Below are 24,209 nucleotides of genomic sequence, written 5' to 3'. Positions count from 1 at the left end.
GCGCAAACGCCTTATCCGACCTACATTGGTGGTTCCCGTAGGCCTGATAAGACGCGTTAGCGTCGCATCAGGCTTCCATTGCCGAAGAGGGCGATCCCTTATCCGGTCTACAGTGCAGGTGAGGCTTAAACTACTACACGTCCAGCAGCAGACGCGTCGGATCTTCCAGCAACTCTTTGATGGTTACCAGGAAGCCTACGGATTCGCGACCATCGATCAGACGGTGATCGTAGGACAGCGCCAGGTACATCATCGGCAGGATCTCAACCTGACCATTCACGGCCATCGGACGATCTTTGATAGCGTGCATACCCAGAATTGCGCTCTGCGGCGGGTTGATGATAGGCGTAGACATCAGGGAACCGAACACCCCACCGTTGGTGATGGTGAAGTTACCACCGGTCAGATCTTCAACCGTCAGCTTACCGTCACGGCCTTTAACAGCCAACTCTTTGATTTTCTTCTCGATATCTGCCATGCCGAGGGTATCGACATCACGCAGAACCGGCGTCACCAGACCGCGCGGTGTAGAAACCGCCATGCTGACGTCGAAATAGTTGTGGTAAACCACATCATCGCCATCGATAGACGCATTCACTTCCGGGTAACGTTTCAGGGCTTCAACCACCGCTTTCACGTAGAAAGACATAAAGCCCAGACGGATGCCGTGGCGTTTTTCAAACGCTTCACCGTACTGCTTACGCAGATCCATAATCGGCTTCATGTTGACTTCGTTGAACGTGGTCAGCATGGCGGTGGAGTTTTTCGCTTCCAGCAGACGCTCTGCCACACGCTTACGCAGGCGAGTCATTGGTACACGTTTTTCGCTACGTGCAGCCAGTGCCGGTTGCGCCGCCGGAGCAGCAACTGCCGGTGCAGACTCTTTCGCCGGGGCTTTCGCCAGATGTTTTTCCACATCTTCACGGGTCAGACGACCACCGACACCAGTGCCTTTAATCGCGCTGGCGTCGAGGTTGTGTTCAGCCAAGAGGCGGCGGATCGCCGGGCTTAACGCATCGTTGTTTTGCTCTTCCAAAGACGCCTGCTGGCGTTGCGCCGGAGTGGACGCTTTCTCTTCAGATTTGGCGCTGGTTTCTTTACCCGCGCTGTTGCCTTCACGCAGGCGACCAAGGATCTGACGAGATGTTACGGTTGTACCTTCATCTTCCAGAACCGCATCCAGAATGCCGTCTGCTGATGCCGGTACTTCCAGTACCACTTTGTCAGTTTCGATTTCTACCAGCACTTCATCACGTACGACTGCGTCGCCGGGTTTTTTATGCCAGGTTGCGACGGTGGCATCGGCTACGGATTCAGGCAGGTCAGGGACCAGAATATCTACGCTACTCATTATGTATCCTTTATTTATTCGACGTTCAGCGCGTCATTAACCAGATCTTGTTGCTGTTTCTGGTGAACGGACATATACCCTACCGCCGGAGAGGCGGAGGCCGGGCGGCCTGCATAACGCAGAGAAGCCCCAAACGGAATCACTTCGCGGAAATGATGCTGGCTGCAGTACCATGCGCCCTGATTGAGCGGCTCTTCCTGGCACCAGACAAAATCCTTGACGTGAGCAAACTGCTGCAACACTTCCTGCATCGCTTTATGCGGGAACGGGTAGAGTTGCTCGATACGCACAATGGCGACATCGTGTTGATTGTTCTTACGACGTTGTTCCAGCAGGTCGTAATAAACCTTACCAGAACACATCACCACGCGCTTCACGCCCTTCGGATCAAGCTCGTCGATTTCACCGATGGCTGGCAGGAAGGTGCCGTTCGCCAGTTCTTCGAGGCTGGAAACCGCCAGCGGATGACGCAGCAGGGATTTCGGCGACATCACGACCAGCGGACGACGCATCCCGCGCAGCGCCTGACGACGCAGCATGTGGTAAACCTGTGCCGGGGTAGACGGTACGCACACCTGCATGTTTTGCTCAGCGCAAAGTTGCAGATAACGTTCCAGACGCGCGGAGGAGTGCTCCGGCCCCTGCCCTTCGTAACCGTGCGGCAGCAACATCACCAGACCACACATCCGGCCCCATTTCTGTTCGCCAGAGGAGATGAACTGGTCGATAACCACCTGAGCACCGTTAGCGAAGTCACCGAACTGCGCTTCCCAGATAGTCAGGGTGCGTGGTTCTGCGGTGGCATAACCGTATTCAAACGCCAGCACGGCTTCTTCAGACAGTACGGAGTCCCAGACACGGAACGCGCCCTGACCATTATGGATATGTTGCAGCGGCGTGTAAGTGGAACCGTTAGACTGGTTGTGGATCACCGCGTGGCGGTGGAAGAACGTACCGCGACCGGAGTCTTCACCCGACAGGCGAACCGGAATGCCTTCATCAACCAGCGTGGCGTAAGCGAGGTTTTCCGCACCGCCCCAGTCGAACAGTTTCTCACCGGCTGCCATTGCCTGGCGATCGCCATAAATCTTGGCAACGCGAGACTGCATTTCAACTGCTTCCGGCACCGTACTGATGCGTTTAGCCAGTTCCTGCAGGCGCTTCATCTCAACTTTGTTCGGGTACTCTTCGTCCCATTCGTGGTTGAGGTATGGAGACCAGGTGAAAGAGTGCATGTTCATCGGACGCCACTCTGCTACCACGCAATCACCCGCATCCAGCGCATCGCGGTACAGGTTAACCATTTCGGTGGCATCTTCCAGCGTTGCCACTTTTTCCTGCTCCAGCTTGTCAGCGTAGATTTTGCGCGGCGTTGGATGTTTTTTGATTTTCTGATACATCAGCGGCTGGGTTGCGCTCGGCTCGTCGGCTTCGTTGTGGCCGTGACGGCGGTAGCACACCAGGTCGATGAAGACATCACGTTTAAAGGTGTTACGGAAATCGAGCGCCAGACGGGTCACAAAGGCAACGGCTTCCGGATCATCCGCGTTTACGTGGAAAATCGGTGCCTGAACCATCTTACCGATATCAGTACAGTACGGTGTAGAACGAGCATCCAGCGGATTAGAGGTGGTGAAGCCAACCTGGTTGTTGATAACGATACGTACCGTACCGCCAACTTCATAACCACGCGCTTTCGACATGTTCAGAGTTTCCTGAACCACGCCCTGCCCGGTCACTGCGGCGTCACCGTGGATGGTGATTGGCAGCACTTTGTTGCTGCTCGGCTCATCAAGTCTGTCCAGACGGGCACGAACAGAACCGATAACTACCGGGCTAACAATCTCAAGGTGAGACGGGTTAAACGCCAGCGCCAGGTGCACCAGGCCGCCATCGGTCTGGAAGTCAGACGAGAAGCCCATGTGGTATTTCACGTCACCTGTGCCGAGGTGTTCTTTATGTTTACCGGCAAACTCGTCGAACAAGTCTTGCGGTTTTTTACCCAGCACGTTCACCAGCACGTTCAGACGACCACGGTGCGCCATCCCGAGAACCACTTCACGGGTGCCGCTGTTGCCTGCGTGGCGGATCATCTCTTTAAGCATCGGGATTAACGCGTCGCCGCCTTCCAGCGAGAAGCGTTTTGCGCCAGGGAATTTTGCGCCAAGGTAACGTTCAAGGCCTTCAGCGGCGGTCAGTTCGCTTAAGAAGCGTTTTTTCTCTTCGCTATTGAACGTCGCGCGACCAGACTCGATACGCTGTTGGATCCAGCGTTTTTCTTCGGTGCTGGTAATGTGCATATACTCGGCGCCAATCGGGCCGCAGTAGGTTTGCTTCAGGGCTTCCAGCAGCTCGCCGAGTTTCATGGTCTCTTTGCCGCTGGCAAATGAACCGACGTTGAAGGTCTCCTGGAAGTCTGCTTCGGTCAGATCGTGGAAAGACGGATCCAGATCGGCCACCTTATCTTGCTGCCACAGTCCCAGCGGATCGAGATTCGCATGTTGGTGACCACGGAAGCGGTATGCGTTAATGAGCTGCAGGACTTTAACCTGCTTCACATTGGTGTCAGGGTCGGAGATCGTTGAAGAGTAACGTGAAGCGTCTTTCGCCAGGCGGCGGAAATATTCACGCGTTTGAGAGTGGAATTGATCCGGTTTGACTCCCGTACCAGGTAACTGCTGGAACGTCGAACGCCAGTTAGCGTCAACCGAGTCAGGATCGGTTAAGAAGTCTTCATAGAGCTGTTCTATCCAGCTCTGGTTTGCGCCAGAGAGGTAAGAAGAGTCCAACCAGGCTTTCAAAGCGCTGTTCTGCATCGTGATCCCTTAAGCATCTTTTTTATGCTTACTTCGCCGTGGATACTACCACGCACAGTGATGTGCGTGCCGGGGTTCACTTGTTGCGGACTTGTCGTATTTTCTGCGTCCGCTAAGGAACCTTTAAAAACTGTCTTAGTGTCAGGGGCAGTTTTTAAAGATTTCCTGCATTTCTTTTGTAGACCGGATAAGGCATTCACGCCGCATCCGGCGCTGGTTGCCTGATGCGACGCTTGCGCGTCTTATCAGGCCTACGGTTCCTAACAAACCTGCTTAATTGTTAACGCAGGCTCGATTTTCCCCCTCGCCCTTCCAGGGAGAGGGTCGGGGTGAGGGTCATTGTCCGCACCGGCGCTGACCTTTTCCCCTCACCCTAACCCTCTCCCCAAAGGGGCGAGGGAACCGTTCGTGCACATTTTTGCCTTGGCCATCAGGCCGGGGCATTACGCATTACGTTGCAACAACATCGACTTGATATGACCGATGGCGCGCGTCGGGTTCAGCCCTTTCGGACATACACTGACGCAGTTCATGATGCTGTGACAGCGGAATACACTGAATGCATCACTCAAACCGTCAAGGCGGCTGTCAGTCTCGGTATCACGGCTATCAATCAGGAAACGATACGCCGCTAACAAGCCTGCAGGACCGATAAACTTATCGGGATTCCACCAGAAAGACGGACAAGAGGTTGAACAACATGCGCAGAGAATACATTCATACAGCCCGTCGAGTTTTTCACGTTGCTCGGGCATTTGTAAATGCTCACGAGCTGGTAGATTTTGTCCATTATTCAACAAGTAAGGCTTAATTTTCTCATATTGCGCATAGAATTGTCCCATGTCTACCACCAAATCGCGGATCACCGGTAAACCTGGCAACGGACGAATTACAATCTTCTTGCCCGGCTGGTTGAGTGCCGAAATCGGGGTAATACAGGCCAGACCATTCTTGCCGTTCATGTTCAGACCGTCGGAACCACACACACCTTCACGGCAGGAGCGACGGAACGACAGGCTGGGATCTTTCTCTTTCAGCTGGATAAGCGCATCCAGCAGCATCATGTCGCGACCTTCTTCCGCTTCCAGGGTGTAATCCTGCATACGCGGAGCATCATCAACATCCGGGTTATAGCGATAAATTGAAAACTCGAGTCTCATTTTCCTGTCTCCGCATTAGTAAGTACGAATCTTCGGCGGGAATGCCGGGCGCAGTTTCGGTTCCATGTTGACGCTACGTCGCGTCATGGATTCCGACTCTGGCAGATACAGGGAGTGACACAGCCAGTTTTCATCATCACGCTCCGGGAAGTCGAAGCGGCTATGCGCGCCACGGCTTTCGGTACGGAAGTTGGCAGAAACAGCCGTTGCATACGCCGTTTCCATCAGGTTATCCAGTTCCAGGCATTCAACGCGCTGGGTGTTGAACTCGCTGGAGGTGTCATCCAGACGGGCATTTTTCAGACGCTCGCGGATCACTTTCAACTGCTCAAGCCCTTTCGCCATCGCATCACCTTCACGGAAGACCGAGAAGTTATGCTGCATACATTCTTGCAGTGCTTTACGAATCGCCACCGGGTCTTCACCGTTACGGTTGTTGTTCCAGCGGTTCAGGCGCTCCAGAGAAGCTTCGACATCAGACTCGCTGGCATCACGCAGTGCGCCCTGCTCGGCGATAGACTCTTGCAGATGCAGACCTGCCGCACGACCAAAGACTACCAGGTCCAGCAGCGAGTTGCCGCCAAGACGGTTAGCGCCGTGTACCGATACGCAAGCAATTTCACCCACCGCGAACAGGCCAGGGATCACCACATCTTCGCCCTTCTCGTTCACCGTCAGCGCCTGCCCGGTCACTTTGGTCGGAATACCGCCCATCATGTAGTGACAGGTTGGGATAACCGGAATCGGCTCTTTCACCGGATCGACGTGAGCGAAGGTACGGGAGAGTTCAAGAATGCCCGGCAGACGGGATTCGAGAACTTCTTTACCCAGGTGGTCGAGTTTCAGTTTTGCGTGTGGTCCCCACGGGCCATCACAGCCACGACCTTCACGAATTTCGATCATGATGGAACGCGCCACCACATCACGCCCCGCCAGGTCTTTGGCGTTCGGCGCATAACGCTCCATAAAGCGTTCGCCATGTTTGTTCAGCAGATAACCGCCTTCACCACGGCAACCTTCGGTGACCAGTACGCCCGCACCGGCAATACCGGTTGGGTGGAACTGCCACATTTCCATATCCTGCACCGGTACGCCTGCACGGATAGCCATGCCGACACCGTCGCCGGTGTTAATGTGGGCGTTAGTGGTGGACTGATAAATACGCCCTGCCCCGCCAGTCGCCAGCACGGTAGCACGAGCTTTGAAGTAAACCACTTCACCAGTTTCGATGCACAGTGCGGTACAACCGACCACTGCGCCATCCTGGTTTTTCACCAGATCCAGCGCATACCACTCGGAGAAAATGGTGGTGTGGTTTTTCAGGTTCTGCTGATAAAGGGTGTGCAACAGTGCGTGACCGGTACGGTCAGCCGCTGCCGCTGTACGTGCCGCCTGCTCGCCGCCGAAGTTTTTCGACTGACCGCCAAACGGACGTTGATAGATACGACCATCATCAAGGCGCGAGAACGGCAGTCCCATGTGTTCCAGTTCCAGAATCGCTTCCGGCCCGGTTTTACACATATATTCAATCGCGTCCTGGTCACCGATATAGTCCGACCCTTTTACGGTGTCGTACATATGCCATTCCCAGTTATCTTCATGGGTATTACCCAGCGCAACGGTAATGCCGCCCTGCGCCGAAACGGTATGGGAACGGGTCGGGAAGACTTTAGAGAGCAGCGCACAGGTCTGGCCGCTCTGGGAAATTTGCAGCGCCGCGCGCATACCCGCGCCGCCGGCACCAATCACAACTGCATCAAATTCTCTGACTGGCAATTTCATCACACACCCCACACCACAACGAATCCATAAATCACGTAAACCACCAGTGCAACGACAATCACCAGTTGCAGCATCAGGCGCAAAGCCAGCGGTTTAACGTAGTCGGTCAACACCTGCCACATACCGATCCAGGCATGGATCAAGATGGAAAACAGCGCCAGCAGGGTGAACACTTTAGTGAACGCAGAGGCAAAGAAACCGATCCAGACTTCATATGTCAGTTCGCCACTGGTAGCGAAAAAACCGACCATATAAATGATGTAGAGCGTCAGGACGATAGCAGTAGCGCGAACGAGGATGAAATCATGTACGCCATTGCGTCCTAATGCGGAGGCGTTGCTTACCATACGAGGACTCCTGCAAGAATTGAAAGCACGACAGTAATGACAAAGGAGATTTTGGCGGAGCGTTTACCCGCTTCGAATGTTTCTTCCAGATAGCCAAAATCCATCATCATGTGGCGAATACCTACGACGACGTGATACGCCAGAGCGGTAAGGATGCCCCACATGATAAATTTGACGAAGAAGCTGCCCATAATGGCGGAAGCTTGCTCGAAACCTTCAGGGGAAGAGAGGCTAGTACCCAGAAGCCACAGCAGGATGCCCACTGCAACGAAGGTGATCACACCGGAAACGCGATGGAGAATGGACGCTATCGCCGTGACGGGGAACCGGATGGTCTGTAGGTCCAGATTAACAGGTCTTTGTTTTTTCACATTTCTTATCATGAATAACGCCCACATGCTGTTCTTATTATTCCCTGGGGACTACGGGTACAGAGGATAACTTTCTGTTACCTGGAGACGTAGGGATTTCCTTCCTCCGGTCTGCTTGCGGGTCAGACAGCGTCCTTTCTATAACTGCGCGTCATGCAAAACACTGCTTCCAGATGCGAAAACGACACGTTACAACGCTGGGTGGCTCGGGATTGCAGGGTGTTCCGGAGACCTGGCGGCAGTATAGGCCGTTCACAAAATCATTACAATTAACCTACATATGCTTTGTCGGGTTTTATCCAGAACAGTGATCTAAGTCACGATAACAACATTTATTTAATTTTTAACCATCTCATTTGACAATCATTAAACAAAGTTGTTACAAACGTCATCAGGAAAAGCATATAATGCGTAAAAGTTATGGGGTCACTATTTCACCTAAGATTAACTTATGTAACAGTGTGGAAGTATTGACCAATCCATCCAGGACAGTTATTAGTGATAGACAGGTTTAATAATTCGGATTGCTAAGTGCTTGATTCGCCGTTTATTCGTCATCAATGAATCCTTTACCTGCAAGCGCCCAGAGCTCTGTACCCAGGTCTTCCCCTCTTTCGCAGAGCGGCGAGCCAAATAACAAACGGGTAAAGCCAGGTTGATGTGCGAAGGCAAATTTAAGTTCCGGCAGTCTTACGCAATAAGGCGCTAAGGAGACCTTAAATGGCTGATACAAAAGCAAAACTCACCCTCAACGGGGATACAGCTGTTGAACTGGATGTGCTGAAAGGCACGCTGGGTCAAGATGTTATTGATATCCGTACTCTCGGTTCAAAAGGTGTATTCACCTTTGATCCAGGCTTCACTTCAACCGCATCCTGCGAATCTAAAATTACTTTTATTGATGGTGATGAAGGTATTTTGCTGCATCGAGGTTTCCCGATCGATCAGCTGGCGACCGATTCTAACTACCTGGAAGTCTGTTACATTCTGCTGAATGGTGAAAAACCGACCCAGGAACAGTATGACGAGTTTAAAACTACCGTTACCCGTCATACGATGATCCACGAACAGATTACCCGTCTGTTCCACGCCTTCCGTCGCGACTCTCATCCGATGGCGGTCATGTGCGGTATCACCGGCGCGCTGGCAGCGTTTTATCACGATTCACTTGACGTCAATAATCCGCGTCATCGTGAAATCGCCGCGTTCCGTCTGCTGTCGAAAATGCCGACCATGGCAGCGATGTGTTACAAATACTCCATCGGTCAGCCATTTGTTTACCCGCGCAATGACCTTTCCTACGCTGGAAACTTCCTGCACATGATGTTCTCCACCCCGTGCGAACCGTATGAAGTCAATCCAATTCTGGAACGTGCAATGGATCGTATTCTGATCCTGCACGCTGACCACGAACAGAACGCCTCGACTTCCACCGTGCGTACCGCTGGTTCTTCGGGTGCGAACCCGTTTGCTTGTATCGCAGCAGGTATTGCTTCGCTGTGGGGACCGGCTCACGGTGGTGCTAACGAAGCTGCGCTAAAAATGCTGGAAGAAATCAGCTCCGTTAAACACATTCCGGAATTTGTTCGTCGTGCGAAAGATAAGAATGACTCTTTCCGCCTGATGGGCTTCGGTCACCGCGTGTACAAAAATTACGACCCGCGCGCCACCGTAATGCGTGAAACCTGCCATGAAGTCCTGAAAGAGCTGGGCACCAAAGATGACCTGCTGGAAGTGGCTATGGAGCTGGAAAACATCGCGCTGAACGACCCGTACTTTATCGAGAAGAAACTGTACCCGAACGTCGATTTCTACTCTGGTATCATCCTGAAAGCGATGGGTATTCCGTCTTCCATGTTCACCGTCATTTTCGCAATGGCACGTACCGTTGGCTGGATCGCCCACTGGAGCGAAATGCACAGTGACGGCATGAAAATTGCCCGTCCGCGTCAGCTGTATACTGGCTATGAAAAACGTGACTTTAAAAGCGATATCAAACGTTAATCGGTGATTACTGAGCAGCAAATAATTTAGCCCGCCGTTTATATGGCGGGTTATTTTTTGTTGGTTTAAGCATAAAAAATTGTAAAAATAAAATCAAAAACCGGACGCCAAATAAAAAACAACCAGTTCAAATAGCAGTCAATGCAATATCTTCATAAAAATAATTGATCTCTCCGTCCTGTTTATAATCCACTGAATATTATGCATATCCATAATTCACTTCTATTTTCTACGCCTTAATTAATTCACAACACCAATCAATTGCATTTGCATTTAATAAAACTAAATATATTTTTAAGCAAAACTAAAAACACTCCACACGCAAAATCAGATAATCTGGTAGAGCTATACTATTTTTCTATTTCCTTAAAGGATTCTGTTATGTTTAAAGGACAAAAAACATTGGCCGCATTGGCCGTATCTCTGTTGTTCACTGCTCCTGTTTATGCCGCAGACGAAGGCTCTGGTGAAATTCACTTTAAAGGTGAAATTATTGAAGCACCTTGTGACATTCATCCAGATGATGTTGATAAAAATATTGACCTTGGACAAGTCACGACAACCCATATAAACCGGGATCATCACAGCAATAAAGTGGCCGTCGACATTCGCTTAATAAACTGTGACCTGCCAGGTTCTGATAATGGTAGCGGTTCGCCAATATCCAAAGTTGCCGTAACCTTCGACGGTTCGGCTAAAACGACGGGGGCAACACCTCTGTTGAGCAATATCAGTGCTGGCGAAGCAACAGGTGTCGGCGTAAGACTGATGGACAAAAATGACACAAACATCGTATTGGGTACAGCTGCGCCAGACCTCGACCTGGATGCAAGCTCAACAGAACAAACGCTGAACTTCTTTGCCTGGATGGAACAAATTGACAATGCAGTCAATGTCACTGCCGGTGCCGTAACCGCTAACGCGACCTACGTTCTGGATTATAAATAAGAATAATTATGGCGGCGACGTAGCCGCCTTTCTGCAGATATTTATCAGGTATGGACACCGTGAATATTTATCGACTTTCTTTTATTTCCTGCCTGACGATGGTAATGCCGTCCGCGCTGGCGGTCGAATTTAACCTGAGCGTCCTCGACAAATCGATGCGTGATAGCATTGATATTTCATTATTAAAAGACAAAGGGGTGATTGCCCCCGGTGAATATTTTGTTAGCATTACCGTTAATAATAACCAAATAAGTAACGGGCAAAAAATTAGCTGGCAAAAAAGCGGAGATAAAACCATTCCGTGCATCGATGAATCACTGGTGGATAAATTTGGTTTAAAACCAGACTTCCGTCAATCATTAGTACAGATAAATCAGTGTGTTGATTTTAGTTCGCATCCAGAAATACTCTTCAATTTCGATCAAGCCAATCAGCAACTCAATATCACCATTCCGCAAGCGTGGCTGGCATGGCACTCAGAAAACTGGATGCCGCCATCAACATGGAAAGAAGGTGTAGCCGGCGTCCTAATGGACTACAACCTGTTTGCCAGCAACTACCGTCCACAGGGCAGTAGCAGCAACACCAACCTGAACGCTTACGGTACTGCCGGTATTAACATGGGTGCATGGCGCTTACGCAGCGATTACCAGCTGAGCCGCTCCGAAAGCGACGATGCCCACGACCAGAGCGGCGGAATATCACGTACTTATCTTTTTCGCCCACTACCGCAATTAGGTTCGAAATTAACCCTGGGCGAAACTGATTTTAGTTCCAATATTTTCGACGGTTTTTCTTATACCGGTGCGGCACTGACCAGCGATGACCGGATGTTGCCCTGGGAATTGCGTGGTTACGCCCCACAAATCAGCGGTATCGCGCAAACCAACGCCACTGTCACCGTAAGTCATTCGGGGCGAGTTATTTATCAGAAAAAAGTCCCGCCAGGCCCGTTTATTATTGATGACCTCAATCAGTCTGTTCAGGGCACGCTGGATGTCAAAGTGACGGAAGACGATGGTCGGGTGAACAACTTTCAGGTTTCGGCCGCCTCGACGCCCTTCCTGACGCGCCAGGGTCAGGTTCGCTATAAACTTGCTGTTGGTCAGCCGCGAACCTCAATGTCTCATCAAACTGAAAATGAAACCTTTTTTAGTAATGAAATATCCTGGGGGATGCTCTCGAATACCTCGTTATATGGCGGTTTGCTACTCTCCGGAGATGACTACCATTCTGGCGCAATAGGCATCGGGCAAAATATGCTCTGGCTGGGGGCGTTGTCATTTGATGTCACCTGGGCCAGTAGCCAATTTGATACCCAGCAGGACGAGCGGGGCTTAAGCTACCGTTTCAATTACAGCAAACAAGTGGACGCCACAAATAGTACGATTTCACTCGCTGCTTATCGCTTCTCCGATCGTCATTTTCACAGCTACGCCAACTATCTGGATCACAAATACAACGACAACGATGCACAAGACGAAAAACAGACGATCAGCTTATCAGTAGGCCAACCGATAACCCCTCTGAACCTCAACCTGTACGCCAACCTGTTACATCAGACCTGGTGGAACGCAAATACCTCCACGACCGCCAACATAACGGCAGGTTTTAATATTGATATCGGTGACTGGAAAGATATATCGATCTCGACGTCATTCAACACAACCCACTACGAAGACAAAGATCGCGACAACCAGATTTACCTGTCGATTTCATTACCTGTCGGTAACGGTGGTCGAGTCGGCTATGACATGCAAAACAGTAGTAACAGCACCACGCACCGCATGTCGTGGAACGATACGCTGGATGAACGTAATAGCTGGGGCATGTCTGCCGGGCTGCAATCCGACCGTCCTGACAATGGCGCCCAGGTGAGTGGTAACTATCAACACCTGAGTTCAGCCGGCGAATGGGATTTGTCTGGCACTTATGCCGCCAATGATTACAGCTCTGTCAGCAGTAGCTGGAGCGGTTCCTTTACCGCCACTCAATATGGCGCAGCCTTCCATCGCCGCAGTTCAACCAATGAGCCTCGGCTGATGGTCAGCACCGACGGCGTGGCAAATATTCCGGTTCAGGGTAATCTCGACTACACCAACCATTTTGGTATTGCGGTAGTGCCGCTAATTTCCAGTTACCAACCTTCCACCGTGGCAGTCAACATGAATGATTTACCTGATGGCGTAACGGTTGCTGAAAATATCATCAAAGAAACGTGGATTGAAGGCGCTATTGGTTACAAATCGCTGGCTTCCCGTTCTGGTAAAGACGTTAACATTATTATTCGCGACGCCAGCGGTCACTATCCCCCTCTCGGTGCCAATATTCAGCAGAATGGCAGTGGAATCAGTGTCGGTATGGTTAGCGAGGAAGGCCATGCCTGGCTTGGCGGAGTAGCTGAAAACCAGCAATTTACCGTGCTCTGGGGCGATAAACAAAGTTGCATTATTCATCTGCCAGAACGTCTGGAAGACACGACCAAACGCCTGATTTTACCTTGTCATTAATTAAGGAAAAGAGAATGACATTTATTAAAGGATTGCCCCTGATTCTGTTAGCTGTCAGCCTGGGTAGCAACGCTGCAGTGCAACCCGATCGCACACGAGTTGTGTTTAACGCCAACGACAAAGCCACCAGCCTGCGCATAGAAAACCAGAGTGACAAACTGCCTTACCTTGCATATTCCTGGATAGAAAATGATAAAGGGGAGAAAAGCGACGATCTTCTGGTCGCCCTGCCACCAATACAGCGCCTGGAACCAAAAGCAACATCGCAGGTGCGGATTGTAAAGCAAGCGTCAACCACACAGTTGCCCGGCGATCGTGAAACGCTATTTTACTACAACATGCGCGAAATTCCGCCAGCGCCGGATAAAAGCAGCGACCATGCGATACTTCAGGTCGCGATCCAAAGCCGTATTAAGTTGTTCTGGCGACCTGCGGCATTGCGCAAGAAAACAGGTGAACACATAGAGTTACAGTTACAGGTTAGCCAGAAGGGCAACGAACTTACCCTGAAAAACCCTACCGCCTATTACCTGACGATTGCCTATCTTGGGCAAAATGATAAAGGTGTGCTCCCCGGTTTTAAATCGGTGATGATTGCCCCTTTTAGCACCGTCACAACTCATACAGGAAGCTATAACGGTAATCAATTTTACCTGGGTTACATGGATGATTACGGCGCATTACGGATGAATACTCTGAACTGTAACGGACAATGTCGTTTACAAGCAGTGGAGGCAAAATGAGTGCTGGCAAGGGATTGTTGTTCGTTATCTGTCTGTTATTTCTGCCGTTGAAGTCTGCGCTGGCGCTGAACTGCTATTTTAGCTCATCTGGCGGATCTGTAGAAAAATCAGAAGCTATTCAACCCTTTGCTGTGCCGGGCAATGCTAAACCTGGCGATAAAATCTGGGAATCTGACGATATTAAAATTCCCGTCTATTGTGACAACAATACTAACGGCAACTTTGAAAGCGAGCATGTTTATGCCTGGGTAAACCCCTACCCCGGAATGCAGGATCGCTATTATCAACTTGGCGTAACATATAACGGCGTTGATTACGATGCCAGTCTCGGGAAAAGTCGAATCGACACCAACCAGTGTATCGACAGCAAGAAAATTGATATCTACACACCAGAGCAGATCATTGCTATGGGGTGGCAAAATAAGATTTGTTCCGGCGATTCCAACAATATTCATATGTCGCGTACATTTCTCGCTCGTATGCGGCTCTATGTTAAAGTTCGTGAAATGCCGCCGCATGATTATCAAAGTACGCTGAGCGACTATATTGTGGTGCAATTCGATGGCGCTGGCAGTGTTAATGAAGATCCTTCTGCCCAAAACCTGAAATATCACATTACCGGTCTGGAAAACATTCGTGTACTGGATTGCAGCGTTAACTTTTCTATTTCGCCTGAAACACAGGTGATTGATTTTGGTAAATTTAACGTACTGGATATTCGCCGTCACACGATGTCGAAAAATTTTAGTATTAAGACGACGAAATCACAAAATGACCAGTGCACCGACGGATTTAAAGTCAGTTCCTCGTTTTATACCGAAGAAACGTTGGTTGAAGAAGATAAAGCATTGTTGATTGGTAATGGACTTAAACTACGTTTACTGGACGAAAACGCCTCGCCCTATACCTTCAATAAATACAGCGAATATGCCGATTTCACCAGCGACATGTTAGTTTATGAAAAAAACTTTACCGCCGAATTGTCATCCATACCAGGCACCCCCATCGAGGCTGGTCCCTTCGATACTGTGGTGCTTTTTAAGATTAACTACAACTGAATCGAGATGATGCCCTTTTCAGTCGAGAAGGGTATCGCATTCAGATAATTACTCATTTCCTCCTTTTCCTTGATTACCGTTATTTTTTCCAGACCCGGCTTTCTTTATGCTGTATCGATACACCAAAGAGATAATAATGAAGGAGCGAAGGATGCCAGTTTTGCAGTGGGGAATGTTATGTGTACTATCACTTCTCCTTTCTATTGGCTTCCTCGCGGTACATCTCCCGGCGGCGCTATTACTTGGGCCGATGATCGCCGGGATCATCTTCAGTATGCGCGGAATGACTCTGCAACTCCCTCGCTCCGCTTTTCTTGCTGCGCAGGCCATTCTTGGCTGCATGATTGCGCAAAACCTCACTGGTTCGATTCTCACCACCCTGGCCGTTAACTGGCCGATCGTGTTAGCTATTTTACTGGTGACGCTGCTTTCCAGCGCCATCGTGGGCTGGTTATTGGTGCGCTATAGCTCACTGCCTGGGAATACCGGTGCCTGGGGTTCCTCCCCCGGCGGCGCAGCGGCAATGGTCGCTATGGCGCAGGATTACGGCGCAGATATCCGCTTGGTGGCGTTTATGCAATATCTGCGGGTACTGTTTGTCGCAGGTGCGGCAGTTCTGGTTACGCGGATGATGCTGGGCGATAACGCTGAAGCGGTTAATCAACAGATCATCTGGTTCCCGCCAGTGAGCATTAATCTTATGCTTACGATTTTGCTCGCAGTGGTTGCCGGTACAGTGGGATGCCTGCTACGTCTTCCTTCCGGCACGATGCTCATCCCGATGCTGGCGGGCGCAGTGCTCCAGTCTGGTCAGCTCATCACCATCGAACTACCAGAATGGCTGCTGGCGATGGCGTATATGGCAATTGGCTGGCGGATTGGTCTTGGTTTCGATAAACAAATATTACTGCGGGCATTGCGCCCACTACCGCAAATCCTGCTGTCGATTTTTGCTCTGCTGGCTATTTGTGCGGGTATGGCGTGGGGGCTGACCCGGTTTATGCATATTGATTTTATGACCGCCTATCTCGCCACCAGCCCCGGCGGGCTTGATACGGTGGCGGTCATCGCCGCAGGGAGCAATGCCGATATGGCGTTCATCATGGCGATGCAAACCCTGCGCTTGTTCAGTATTTTGCTGACGGGGCCTGCCATTGCACGGTTTATTTCAACTTATGCGCCGAAGCGGTCGGCCTAGTGCTGGCAGCCTGGACACCAGTAAAACGGGCGCGATGACAACGTGGTTTTCTCAATGATGCCGCCACAGCGTTCGCACTTCTCGCCATCACGATGAAAAACTTTAAAGCGAAACAGCGCCCCATGATGTTTATTCTCATCCACCTGCCCCCGCGTAGCGTAAGAAAGACGCGGAATATCCAGTAGCGCGTGCGCGAGTGCATCCAGTTGCGCCACATTGAGATCTTTCGCTTTATGACTTCCGGTCAACCCGACCTGCCAGAGGATCTCCACCCGCAAATAATTGCCAAGCCCTGCCAGAAACGCCTGATCGAGCAGTAATCCAGCAAACTGCCGATTACGAAAGCGCGGCGATAATAACCGTTCTTTCACCACCTCCGGCGTCAGATTCGGATCCAGCACATCGGGGCCAACGCGTTGTAAAAACGGATGTGTGGTCAGTTGTTCCGGGGTCAACATCTCAATATCCGAGGCGCTATAAAGCAGAATGGTTTTGTCAGCCGTTTGCAGTTTTACCCGCAGCACCCGCGTGGTCTGCGGCTCTTCGCCGGTATCAACCACGCACCACACGCCGTAAAGCTGATTATGGCTATAGAGCGTTAAACCATCAGAAAAATGAGTTAACAACGCCTTACCACGAGTTCCCACATGGGTGACGTGTTGACCAATAAGTTGTGATTGATACGGTTTTAACTGCGGGAAGGCAAACCAGACATCAGTTAGTAGTTTGCCTTTGATCGCCGCCTCCAGGTTATCCGCTGCACGGCGGATCTCCGGGCCTTCAGGCATGGTGATATCCTTTTTTCGTTCTTTGTTCAGCGGGATTATGCTGCGACAACAATCCCCTTTTTGGTAAATGTAGCGCGTAGTCGGCGGGCGAACGCCAGTGCGTGCTCGCCGTCGCCATGCAGGCAGACCGTTTGCGCCGTGACCTTCGCCCATTCACCGGTGATACCTTTGACTCTGCCGTGTTGCACCATCTCCAGCGTTTGCGCCAGCGCCTGTTCTTCGTTTTCAATCAACGCGCCTGGCTGGCTTCGCGGCACCAGCGAGCCGTCAGCCTGATAACCGCGATCGGCAAACACTTCCTCGCGCGTTGTCAGGCCATTACGCTTGCCTGCACGGATCAGCTCGCTTCCCGCCAGCCCGACAAGAATCAATGCCGGATCGCAAGCGTATACCGCTCTGGCGATGGCGTCTGCCAGTTGTGCGTCTTTCGCCGCCTGGTTATACAACATACCGTGCGGTTTGACGTGGCGCATCACACCACCTTCTGCACGGACAATCGCTGCCAGCGCACCAATTTGATACAGCGTCTGGGCATAAACCATTTCCGGCGGCAGTTGCATGGCGCTACGACCAAAATTTTCCCTGTCGGGAAAACTCGGGTGCGCGCCAATCGCTACGCCATTTTTTATTGCTTCACGCACGCAAGCCTGCATGGTTTGCGCGTCGCCTGCATGAAATCCACAGGCAATATTGGCTGAGGAAACCAGCGTTAACAGTTCAGCGTCACTGGCACAGCCTTCGCCCAGATCGGCGTTCAGGTCAATTTTCATTGTGCAGCCGCCACGCTAATTGTTCGAAATAACGTTGCTGATCTTGCCGCGCTTTTAGTGCCTCTTCCAGTGAACACTGGACAAAATGAATGGGCTGTCCGAGTGGGATTTGCGCCAGATGATACATGTCGGCTTCAATAATGCAGGCAATGCGCGGGTAACCGCCGGTGGTTTGCGCGTCGTTCATTAGCACAATGGGCTGCCCGTTATGCGGCACCTGCACCACGCCCGGCAGCAAACCGTGAGATAACAGTTCACGATCGGTGGTGCGTTTTAAGATTTGCCCTTGCAAGCGGTAGCCCATCCGGTTGCTTTGCGGGCTAAGTTGCCAGGGCGAACGCCAGAATGCATCCTGCGAGGCGCGATCGAACTCATGATATTCCGGCCCCGGCAAGGCGCGAATGCGGTTGCCCCACAGTAGCTGTTTAACGCCCTGTGCTTCCATAAAATCCCGCTTCGCTTTGCCAATCGGGAGTCGGTCACCATCCTTTAGTAAACGCCCTTCCAGCCCGCCAATCCCCACTTTGAGATCGGTACTGCATGACCCCATCACTGGCGGGACATCAATACCGCCCGCCACCGCCAGATAGCTACGAACACCATGTTGCGGACGTTTAAGGGTTAAACGCTGGCCTGCTTTCATCGGCAAGCGCCAGCCGGTCCAGACGGCGTTATCATCCAGCCGCGCTTCACAACCTGCGCCGGTCAGGGCAAACCAACCATCGCGTTCAAATTCAACCGTTAACTGACCGAGCGTAATTTCCAGTGCAGGAGCGTTGGCATCATTCCCCACCAGCAGATTAGCAATGCGCAGCGCGGGTATATCCAGTGCGCCGCAGTGGCTGATACCCGACTGGCGAAAACCGTGACGACCACCATCCTGCACGGTGGTATACATCCCCGCACGAATAATTTTCAACATACTCCCTCCTTCTGCGGCACAAAGCGCACGCTATCTCCAGGACGTAATAAGATGGGTTCGTCACGCGCCGGATCAAACAGGCTGAGTGAGGTATGACCAATCAACTGCCAGCCACCCGGCGTTGCCAGCGGATAAACACCGGTCTGCGGCCCGCCGATCCCGACAGAACCTGCCGGAACGAGCAAGCGCGGTTCAGCGCGCCGTGGCGTGTGTAGTTGTTCCGGCAAGCTCCCGAGATACGGGAAGCCCGGTTGAAAACCTAAAAACCAGACCACGTATTCCACGGAGGAGTGCAATTCAACAACCTGTTTTTCGCTCAACCCACAATGCGCCGCGACCACCGCCAAATCCGGCCCGCCAGTGCCGCCGTAAACCACCGGGATTTCGATATGGCGTGACTCCGGTTCCAGCGCCTCACTCTCCTCCCACCAGCGTTGCAAACGCTCAATGGCATCCAGCGCCAGCGACTCAGGATTGCGCAAAATCACCGTGATATTGTTCATGCCGGGAATGGCTTCCACCACATTCGGCATATCCACCAGACGCTGCGCCAGTCGCCAGATCCGTTTCTGGCTAGCCAGCGTCACTGGCGGTTCCAGTTCCAGCACTACCGCCGTTTCACCTATCAGATAACAACGCGCTCGTTGCACTTTCGATCCCTCTGATTATTCGTTATGCAGGATTAGGAATATCAATAAAGGTCACATCAAGATCGGTATTTTCATTCAGCCACTCGCTCAACGCGCGAATACCGCCGCGTTCAGTGGCATGGTGACCTGCGGCATAAAAATGCAATCCCTGCTCGCGGGCTGAATGAATGGTCTGTTCAGAAACTTCGCCAGTAATAAATGCATCCACACCAAAACGCGCGGCGCTATCGATAAAACTTTGCCCGCCGCCCGTGCACCAGGCGACGCGTTTCACTACATCAGGTCCGGTATCGCCACACCACAACGGCTTGCGTCCCAGACGCGCTTCAATCCAGGAAGCCAGTTCCAGCCCCGGCACAGGCATGGTCAGTTCGCCCCACGGCACCAACGGCTCAATTTCGCCCATGACCGTGATCCCCAGTAACGCCGCCAGTTGTGCGTTATTACCCAGCTCCGGATGTGCGTCCAGTGGCAGATGCCAGCCATACAGGTTGATATCATTCGCCAGCAAGGTTTTTAAACGGTTACGCTTCATGCCGCGAATGACCGGCGATTCGCCTTTCCAGAAATAGCCATGATGCACAATGACCGCATCCGCGCCCAGACGCACCGCTTCATCGAGCAGCGCCTGGCTGGCGGTGACACCGGTAACAATTTTTTGCACCGTCTCTTTGCCTTCCACCTGCAAACCATTCGGCGCGTAATCACTTATCGCCGCGCTGTTCAGTTTTTCGTTAATCAGTTGTTCCAGTTCGGTGTTTTTCATCTTCGCGCCTTCCGTATTCTGATAGCTACACCGTTAACATAGCGTTACCTCGCCTGTTCGTCGATAGCCAATCTTTTGACATATTAAGAAACAAACCCGACGCCAAAAGGCGCAAATTGTTTATTTCACCACACCTCAGTTCATGTATATTTATGCAAGCAGACAGCATATTGCATAAATAATCAGATCTGTATCAAGGTTTTAACTTTAAGGAAACACACGCACACCGCGCTTTTATTACGTGGCGTCGCATCCAACTGTGGAATTATTATGAATAAACACGCATCACAGCCGCGCGCTATCTACTACGTTGTCGCGCTACAAATCTGGGAATATTTTAGCTTCTACGGAATGCGCGCCCTGCTGATTCTCTATCTCACCAATCAACTGAAGTACAACGATACCCACGCTTACGCGTTATTCAGTGCCTACTGTTCACTGGTATATGTCACGCCAATTCTTGGCGGTTTCCTGGCCGATAAAGTGCTCGGCAACCGTATGGCGGTAATGCTGGGAGCGTTGTTGATGGCGATCGGGCATCTGGTGCTGGGCGCCAGCGAGATCCATCCGACATTCCTCTATTTGTCGCTGGCGATTATCGTCTGCGGCTATGGCCTGTTTAAATCCAACGTCAGTTGCCTGCTTGGCGAACTCTATGAGCCAACCGATCCGCGTCGTGATGGCGGTTTCTCGCTGATGTATGCGGCAGGTAACGTGGGTTCTATTATCGCCCCTATCGCCTGTGGTTACGCCCAGGAAGAATACAGCTGGGCAATGGGCTTTGGCCTGGCTGCGGTCGGGATGATCGCCGGGCTGGTCATTTTCTTATGCGGCAATCGTCACTTCGCTCATACCCGGGGCGTTAATAAGGAGGTGCTGTGTGCGAAAAACTTTCTCCTGCCGAACTGGGGATGGCTGCTGGTTCTGCTGGTCGCAACACCTGCGCTGATTACTGTATTGTTCTGGAAAGAATGGTCGGTATACGCCTTAGTTGTTGCCACGGTGATTGGACTGGCGGTGCTGGCAAAAATTTATCGCCAGGCAGAAAATCAGAAACAGCGTAAAGAACTGGGGCTGATTGTTACCCTTACCTTCTTCAGTATGTTGTTCTGGGCCTTCGCACAACAGGGCGGCAGTTCGATTAGCCTTTATATTGACCGTTTCGTTAACCGCGATATTTTCGGTTATACCGTTCCTACGGCGATGTTCCAGTCGATTAATGCCTTCGCGGTCATGCTGTGTGGGGTGTTCCTTGCGTGGGTGGTAAAAGAGAGCGTCGCGGGAAATCGTACCGTGCGCATTTGGGGAAAATTTGCTCTTGGCCTCGGTCTGATGAGCGCCGGATTCTGCATTCTGACCTTAAGCGCCCGCTGGTCTGCGATGTATGGACACTCTTCCCTGCCGCTGATGGTTCTGGGGCTGGCAGTGATGGGCTTTGCCGAACTGTTTATCGATCCGGTAGCCATGTCGCAAATTACGCGTATTGAAATCCCCGGCGTGACCGGCGTATTAACCGGAATTTATATGCTGCTTTCCGGCGCGATTGCGAACTATCTGGCTGGCGTCATTGCCGATCAGACATCGCAAGCTTCGTTTGATGCTTCCGGGGCGATCAACTATTCCATCAATGCATATATTGAAGTGTTTGATCAAATCACCTGGGGCGCACTGGCGTGTGTAGGACTGGTACTGATGATTTGGCTGTACCAGACGCTGAAATTCAGAAACCGCGCGCTGGCGCTGGAGTCTTAATAAGCGCCTGATGCGACGCTGACGCGTCTTATCACGCCTGAATGGCTCATTAAATTTGCACTATCAGGCCGGATACGGCGTTCACGCCGCATCCGGCAACTGGGCACAATTGCCCGACGCGTCTGTTATTTCCCCTTCCTCGCCGCCTCATACGCTGCCAGCGTTCGTACTCTCGCTTCTTTGTGATCGACAATCGGCTCTGGATAATTCAGCTTCACACCCGCTTTCTCTGCCCACTTCCACGGCTCATGCACCGATTTTCCCGGCACATCGCGCAGCTCCGGTAACCACTGGCGGATAAACTCGCCTTCGCGGTCAAATTTCTCGCCCTGGGTTGTCGGGTTGAAAATACGAAAATACGGCGCAGCATCGGTTCCGGTGGAAGCCGCCCACTGCCAGCCACCGTTATTGGCTGCCAAATCACCATCAATCAGCTGCGACATGAAATACCGCTCCCCTTCGCGCCAGTCGATCAACAAATCTTTCACCAGAAAGCTAGCTGTGATCATCCGCAGACGGTTATGCATCCAGCCAGTGCTGTTAAGCTGACGCATGGCGGCATCGACAATCGGGTATCCCGTTTTGCCTTCCTGCCAGGCCTTTAAATGCGCGGGATTGCTTTGCCACTGTACGCGGTCAGTCCAGGCAATAAACGGACGATGTTTACACAGCGAGGGGTAATACGTTATCAGGTGACGGTAAAACTCGCGCCAAATCAACTCATTAAGCCAGACGCTACCTGCCCCGCCCTCCATCGCCTGCAGTTGTTCCGCCAGCAGGCGATGTAAACACTGGCGAGGCGATAATCCTCCCGTTGCCAGACTAGCGGACAAACGGCTGGTGCCTTCCACTGCCGGGAAATCACGCTGTTGCTCGTACAGCACTGCTCCGTTCTGGCAAAACTGGCGTAATTGCGCAATCGCCACTTTTTCTTCCACCGGGAAATATGCTGTGTCGAAAGGCTGACGAGGGTAATTCAGCGAAATGGATGGTGCGGGGTCTATCGATCCGCTACTACGTACTTTTGGTGCAGCGACGCACTCCGGCATCCCTTCCCGCAGCCGTTTCAGCCAGGCATTTTTAAATGGCGTAAAGACTTTGTACATCTCATGGTTACCGGTCATCACCGCGCCAGGTGGCAGGATCACGCTGTCATCAAATCCTTCACACACCACGTTACAAAGCGTTTTCTCAACCAGAGCATCCCGCGCTCGCTCATTCACTTCATACTGATAGTTATAAAACAAATGGGTAATGCCGTTTTCCACGCACACCTGTTTAACCATTTCGACACTGGCAGCAAAGTCATCCACTTCATGAAATAACAAAGGAATACCTTTTTCCGCCAGCGCGATTTGTAGCCCGTTCAGTTGAGCATTGATAAGTTCAGCCTGACGCGGCGACATATTATGCGCTGCCCACTGCTGCGGTGTGGCAATAAACAGCGCCACCACGTGTGCAGACGAATTGCGGCAGGCAGCAGCCAGCGCGAGATTATCGTGCAGACGTAAATCCTGGCGAAACCAGACCAGATGGGTGGTCATAAAACTCCTGCATGGCGCAAGTTAATAACACGCGGCCAAAGTTCGAAATAACGTTGCCCTGAAAGCCAGGCATTAGGATAAAGCGCCATATAGTGTTTGATACGCATCAGCGGCGCAAGAAGCGGTTGCTCGCCACATCGATAACTGTCGATAAGCGCCGCCAGTTGCTGACGTTCTGTGGAATCAAGATGGGGACGAAAATACCCCTGAACGTGCATCAAAACGTTGGTGTGATCGCGCGGGTTGGCGGGGTGAGAAAGCAAAATAATTACGCGCTGGCGATACTGGTTGTAATACTCCTCCAGATTATGCCACTGGTGAATATCTGCCACGAACGGGCCGAGCTTGCGGTACTCGGGCTGAGAATGAGCCAGAAATACGAGTTTATAGCGGCTGTGATAATCGAGAAGCGCCGCGCGAGTTAAGCCTCGCTCTTTAAGACGGTGTAACTCGTGAAGCGCGAAGATACGGATTAGGATGCTTTCATCAAAAAGTTGCTGATTCATTACTGCTCCTGAGCGGTTTACAGGAGTAAGTGTAGACGATGGAGAATGATATTTGTGGGGCAGCGTTTTTGCGGGGAAGCATTTTGTTGGTAAAAATATTATCAACTTCATCTGAGCGTGAATTATTCCACTATTTTCCGAGCCGCATTAATTTTTGTACTTTTTTTTATTTTTAGGAAGTAACAGTTCTCAATGCTTGATTATCTCACTATTAATTGTATTG

General features: G+C 51.5%; 21 protein-coding genes. 8 read left to right on the top strand and 13 right to left on the bottom strand.

The features are described from left to right. Window positions 1-133: 133 nt before the first annotated feature. The 6 genes from odhB to sdhC all read right to left on the bottom strand — a co-directional run bounded on the left by odhB (window position 134) and on the right by sdhC (window position 7,854). Window positions 134-1,351 carry a 2-oxoglutarate dehydrogenase complex dihydrolipoyllysine-residue succinyltransferase gene (odhB, locus tag A7Z29_RS20950; protein WP_032224967.1) on the bottom strand — a complete coding sequence of 406 codons (1,218 nt, stop codon included), beginning with the start codon at window positions 1,349-1,351 and terminating at the stop codon, window positions 134-136. A 14-nt stretch (window positions 1,352-1,365) separates the two neighbouring features. Beyond that, window positions 1,366-4,167, bottom strand: coding sequence for a 2-oxoglutarate dehydrogenase E1 component (sucA, locus tag A7Z29_RS20945; protein WP_001181473.1), 2,802 nt, complete (start codon window positions 4,165-4,167; stop codon window positions 1,366-1,368). Window positions 4,168-4,610: 443 nt separating this feature from the next. Then, the gene (gene sdhB / locus A7Z29_RS20940) at window positions 4,611-5,327 is read right to left on the bottom strand and encodes a succinate dehydrogenase iron-sulfur subunit SdhB (RefSeq protein ID WP_001235258.1); all 717 of its coding nucleotides are present in this window, start codon (window positions 5,325-5,327) and stop codon (window positions 4,611-4,613) included. A 15-nt stretch (window positions 5,328-5,342) separates the two neighbouring features. After that, window positions 5,343-7,109, bottom strand: a complete 1,767-nt coding sequence (gene sdhA, locus A7Z29_RS20935; protein WP_000775531.1) for a succinate dehydrogenase flavoprotein subunit — start codon at window positions 7,107-7,109, stop codon at window positions 5,343-5,345. Further along, window positions 7,109-7,456, bottom strand: coding sequence for a succinate dehydrogenase membrane anchor subunit (gene sdhD, locus A7Z29_RS20930; protein ID WP_000254365.1), 348 nt, complete (start codon window positions 7,454-7,456; stop codon window positions 7,109-7,111). Before sdhD ends, sdhA begins: the two co-directional genes overlap by 1 nt. Continuing rightward, complete coding sequence (gene sdhC, locus A7Z29_RS20925) at window positions 7,450-7,854, bottom strand: succinate dehydrogenase cytochrome b556 subunit (RefSeq protein WP_000263354.1); 405 nt, start codon at window positions 7,852-7,854, stop codon at window positions 7,450-7,452. Before sdhC ends, sdhD begins: the two co-directional genes overlap by 7 nt. A gap of 380 nt (window positions 7,855-8,234) precedes the next feature. On the opposite strand from sdhC, the gene A7Z29_RS23315 reads away from it, so the two are divergent. From A7Z29_RS23315 to A7Z29_RS20885, 7 genes are all read left to right on the top strand, one after another. Then, window positions 8,235-8,342, top strand: coding sequence for a hypothetical protein (locus tag A7Z29_RS23315; protein ID WP_122983127.1), 108 nt, complete (start codon window positions 8,235-8,237; stop codon window positions 8,340-8,342). Between the two features lie 205 nt (window positions 8,343-8,547). Continuing rightward, window positions 8,548-9,831, top strand: coding sequence for a citrate synthase (gene gltA, locus A7Z29_RS20910; RefSeq protein WP_000785828.1), 1,284 nt, complete (start codon window positions 8,548-8,550; stop codon window positions 9,829-9,831). Between the two features lie 381 nt (window positions 9,832-10,212). Further along, a complete protein-coding gene (locus A7Z29_RS20905; protein ID WP_105290767.1) occupies window positions 10,213-10,779 on the top strand; it encodes a fimbrial protein in 567 nt (188 codons plus the stop codon). Window positions 10,780-10,829: 50 nt separating this feature from the next. Next, window positions 10,830-13,289: a fimbria/pilus outer membrane usher protein gene (locus tag A7Z29_RS20900; protein ID WP_198599429.1), complete on the top strand. Its 2,460-nt coding sequence runs from the start codon at window positions 10,830-10,832 to the stop codon at window positions 13,287-13,289. A gap of 14 nt (window positions 13,290-13,303) precedes the next feature. Beyond that, on the top strand, window positions 13,304-14,032 hold the full coding sequence (locus tag A7Z29_RS20895) for a fimbrial biogenesis chaperone (protein WP_105290766.1): 729 nt from the start codon (window positions 13,304-13,306) through the stop codon (window positions 14,030-14,032). Beyond that, window positions 14,029-15,090 carry a fimbrial protein gene (locus A7Z29_RS20890; protein ID WP_105290765.1) on the top strand — a complete coding sequence of 354 codons (1,062 nt, stop codon included), beginning with the start codon at window positions 14,029-14,031 and terminating at the stop codon, window positions 15,088-15,090. Before A7Z29_RS20895 ends, A7Z29_RS20890 begins: the two co-directional genes overlap by 4 nt. Window positions 15,091-15,241: 151 nt before the next feature. Further along, window positions 15,242-16,288 (top strand): AbrB family transcriptional regulator, encoded by a 1,047-nt coding sequence (locus A7Z29_RS20885; protein ID WP_105290764.1) that lies wholly within the window; start codon window positions 15,242-15,244, stop codon window positions 16,286-16,288. Here the strand turns inward: A7Z29_RS20885 and nei are convergent. The 5 genes from nei to ybgI are packed head-to-tail and all read right to left on the bottom strand — an operon-like array spanning window position 16,285 to window position 20,184. Then, on the bottom strand, window positions 16,285-17,076 hold the full coding sequence (gene nei, locus A7Z29_RS20880; RefSeq protein ID WP_105290763.1) for an endonuclease VIII: 792 nt from the start codon (window positions 17,074-17,076) through the stop codon (window positions 16,285-16,287). The two genes, A7Z29_RS20885 and nei, sit on opposite strands and share 4 nt — an antisense overlap. A gap of 35 nt (window positions 17,077-17,111) precedes the next feature. Then, on the bottom strand, window positions 17,112-17,846 hold the full coding sequence (pxpA, locus tag A7Z29_RS20875; RefSeq protein WP_105290762.1) for a 5-oxoprolinase subunit PxpA: 735 nt from the start codon (window positions 17,844-17,846) through the stop codon (window positions 17,112-17,114). Further along, window positions 17,836-18,768 (bottom strand): 5-oxoprolinase subunit PxpC, encoded by a 933-nt coding sequence (gene pxpC, locus A7Z29_RS20870; protein ID WP_000912703.1) that lies wholly within the window; start codon window positions 18,766-18,768, stop codon window positions 17,836-17,838. Before pxpC ends, pxpA begins: the two co-directional genes overlap by 11 nt. After that, window positions 18,762-19,418, bottom strand: a complete 657-nt coding sequence (pxpB, locus tag A7Z29_RS20865) for a 5-oxoprolinase subunit PxpB (protein WP_105290761.1) — start codon at window positions 19,416-19,418, stop codon at window positions 18,762-18,764. Before pxpB ends, pxpC begins: the two co-directional genes overlap by 7 nt. A gap of 22 nt (window positions 19,419-19,440) precedes the next feature. Next, window positions 19,441-20,184, bottom strand: a complete 744-nt coding sequence (gene ybgI, locus A7Z29_RS20860) for a radiation resistance protein YbgI (protein WP_000798867.1) — start codon at window positions 20,182-20,184, stop codon at window positions 19,441-19,443. Window positions 20,185-20,454: 270 nt separating this feature from the next. Here ybgI and dtpD point away from each other — a divergent pair, with 270 nt between their 5' ends. Next, window positions 20,455-21,936 carry a dipeptide permease DtpD gene (dtpD, locus tag A7Z29_RS20855; RefSeq protein ID WP_105290760.1) on the top strand — a complete coding sequence of 494 codons (1,482 nt, stop codon included), beginning with the start codon at window positions 20,455-20,457 and terminating at the stop codon, window positions 21,934-21,936. A gap of 125 nt (window positions 21,937-22,061) precedes the next feature. Here the strand turns inward: dtpD and phrB are convergent, their stop codons facing one another. Together phrB and A7Z29_RS20845 are read right to left on the bottom strand one after the other, a co-directional pair. Further along, window positions 22,062-23,480, bottom strand: a complete 1,419-nt coding sequence (gene phrB / locus A7Z29_RS20850; protein ID WP_105290759.1) for a deoxyribodipyrimidine photo-lyase — start codon at window positions 23,478-23,480, stop codon at window positions 22,062-22,064. Next, entirely contained in the window at window positions 23,477-23,986 is a 510-nt protein-coding gene (locus A7Z29_RS20845; protein ID WP_105290758.1) for a YbgA family protein, read from the bottom strand. Before A7Z29_RS20845 ends, phrB begins: the two co-directional genes overlap by 4 nt. Between the last annotated feature and the right edge of the window lie 223 nt (window positions 23,987-24,209).

It is taken from the genome of Escherichia sp. MOD1-EC6842 (genome assembly GCF_002965705.1).
Taxonomy (GTDB): domain Bacteria; phylum Pseudomonadota; class Gammaproteobacteria; order Enterobacterales; family Enterobacteriaceae; genus Escherichia; species Escherichia ruysiae.
This window is presented reverse-complemented; position numbering and strand designations above follow the sequence as displayed.

Bases quoted from the DNA above. Each gene is read 5' to 3' on its own strand.
- odhB (WP_032224967.1), bottom strand. From the start codon at position 1,351: ATGAGTAGCGTAGATATTCTGGTCCCTGACCTGCCTGAATCCGTAGCC.
- sucA (WP_001181473.1), bottom strand. From the start codon at position 4,167: ATGCAGAACAGCGCTTTGAAAGCCTGGTTGGACTCTTCTTACCTCTCT.
- sdhB (WP_001235258.1), bottom strand. From the start codon at position 5,327: ATGAGACTCGAGTTTTCAATTTATCGCTATAACCCGGATGTTGATGAT.
- sdhA (WP_000775531.1), bottom strand. From the start codon at position 7,109: ATGAAATTGCCAGTCAGAGAATTTGATGCAGTTGTGATTGGTGCCGGC.
- sdhD (WP_000254365.1), bottom strand. From the start codon at position 7,456: ATGGTAAGCAACGCCTCCGCATTAGGACGCAATGGCGTACATGATTTC.
- sdhC (WP_000263354.1), bottom strand. From the start codon at position 7,854: ATGTGGGCGTTATTCATGATAAGAAATGTGAAAAAACAAAGACCTGTT.
- A7Z29_RS23315 (WP_122983127.1), top strand. From the start codon at position 8,235: ATGCGTAAAAGTTATGGGGTCACTATTTCACCTAAGATTAACTTATGT.
- gltA (WP_000785828.1), top strand. From the start codon at position 8,548: ATGGCTGATACAAAAGCAAAACTCACCCTCAACGGGGATACAGCTGTT.
- A7Z29_RS20905 (WP_105290767.1), top strand. From the start codon at position 10,213: ATGTTTAAAGGACAAAAAACATTGGCCGCATTGGCCGTATCTCTGTTG.
- A7Z29_RS20900 (WP_198599429.1), top strand. From the start codon at position 10,830: ATGGACACCGTGAATATTTATCGACTTTCTTTTATTTCCTGCCTGACG.
- A7Z29_RS20895 (WP_105290766.1), top strand. From the start codon at position 13,304: ATGACATTTATTAAAGGATTGCCCCTGATTCTGTTAGCTGTCAGCCTG.
- A7Z29_RS20890 (WP_105290765.1), top strand. From the start codon at position 14,029: ATGAGTGCTGGCAAGGGATTGTTGTTCGTTATCTGTCTGTTATTTCTG.
- A7Z29_RS20885 (WP_105290764.1), top strand. From the start codon at position 15,242: ATGCCAGTTTTGCAGTGGGGAATGTTATGTGTACTATCACTTCTCCTT.
- nei (WP_105290763.1), bottom strand. From the start codon at position 17,076: ATGCCTGAAGGCCCGGAGATCCGCCGTGCAGCGGATAACCTGGAGGCG.
- pxpA (WP_105290762.1), bottom strand. From the start codon at position 17,846: ATGAAAATTGACCTGAACGCCGATCTGGGCGAAGGCTGTGCCAGTGAC.
- pxpC (WP_000912703.1), bottom strand. From the start codon at position 18,768: ATGTTGAAAATTATTCGTGCGGGGATGTATACCACCGTGCAGGATGGT.
- ybgI (WP_000798867.1), bottom strand. From the start codon at position 20,184: ATGAAAAACACCGAACTGGAACAACTGATTAACGAAAAACTGAACAGC.
- dtpD (WP_105290760.1), top strand. From the start codon at position 20,455: ATGAATAAACACGCATCACAGCCGCGCGCTATCTACTACGTTGTCGCG.
- phrB (WP_105290759.1), bottom strand. From the start codon at position 23,480: ATGACCACCCATCTGGTCTGGTTTCGCCAGGATTTACGTCTGCACGAT.
- A7Z29_RS20845 (WP_105290758.1), bottom strand. From the start codon at position 23,986: ATGAATCAGCAACTTTTTGATGAAAGCATCCTAATCCGTATCTTCGCG.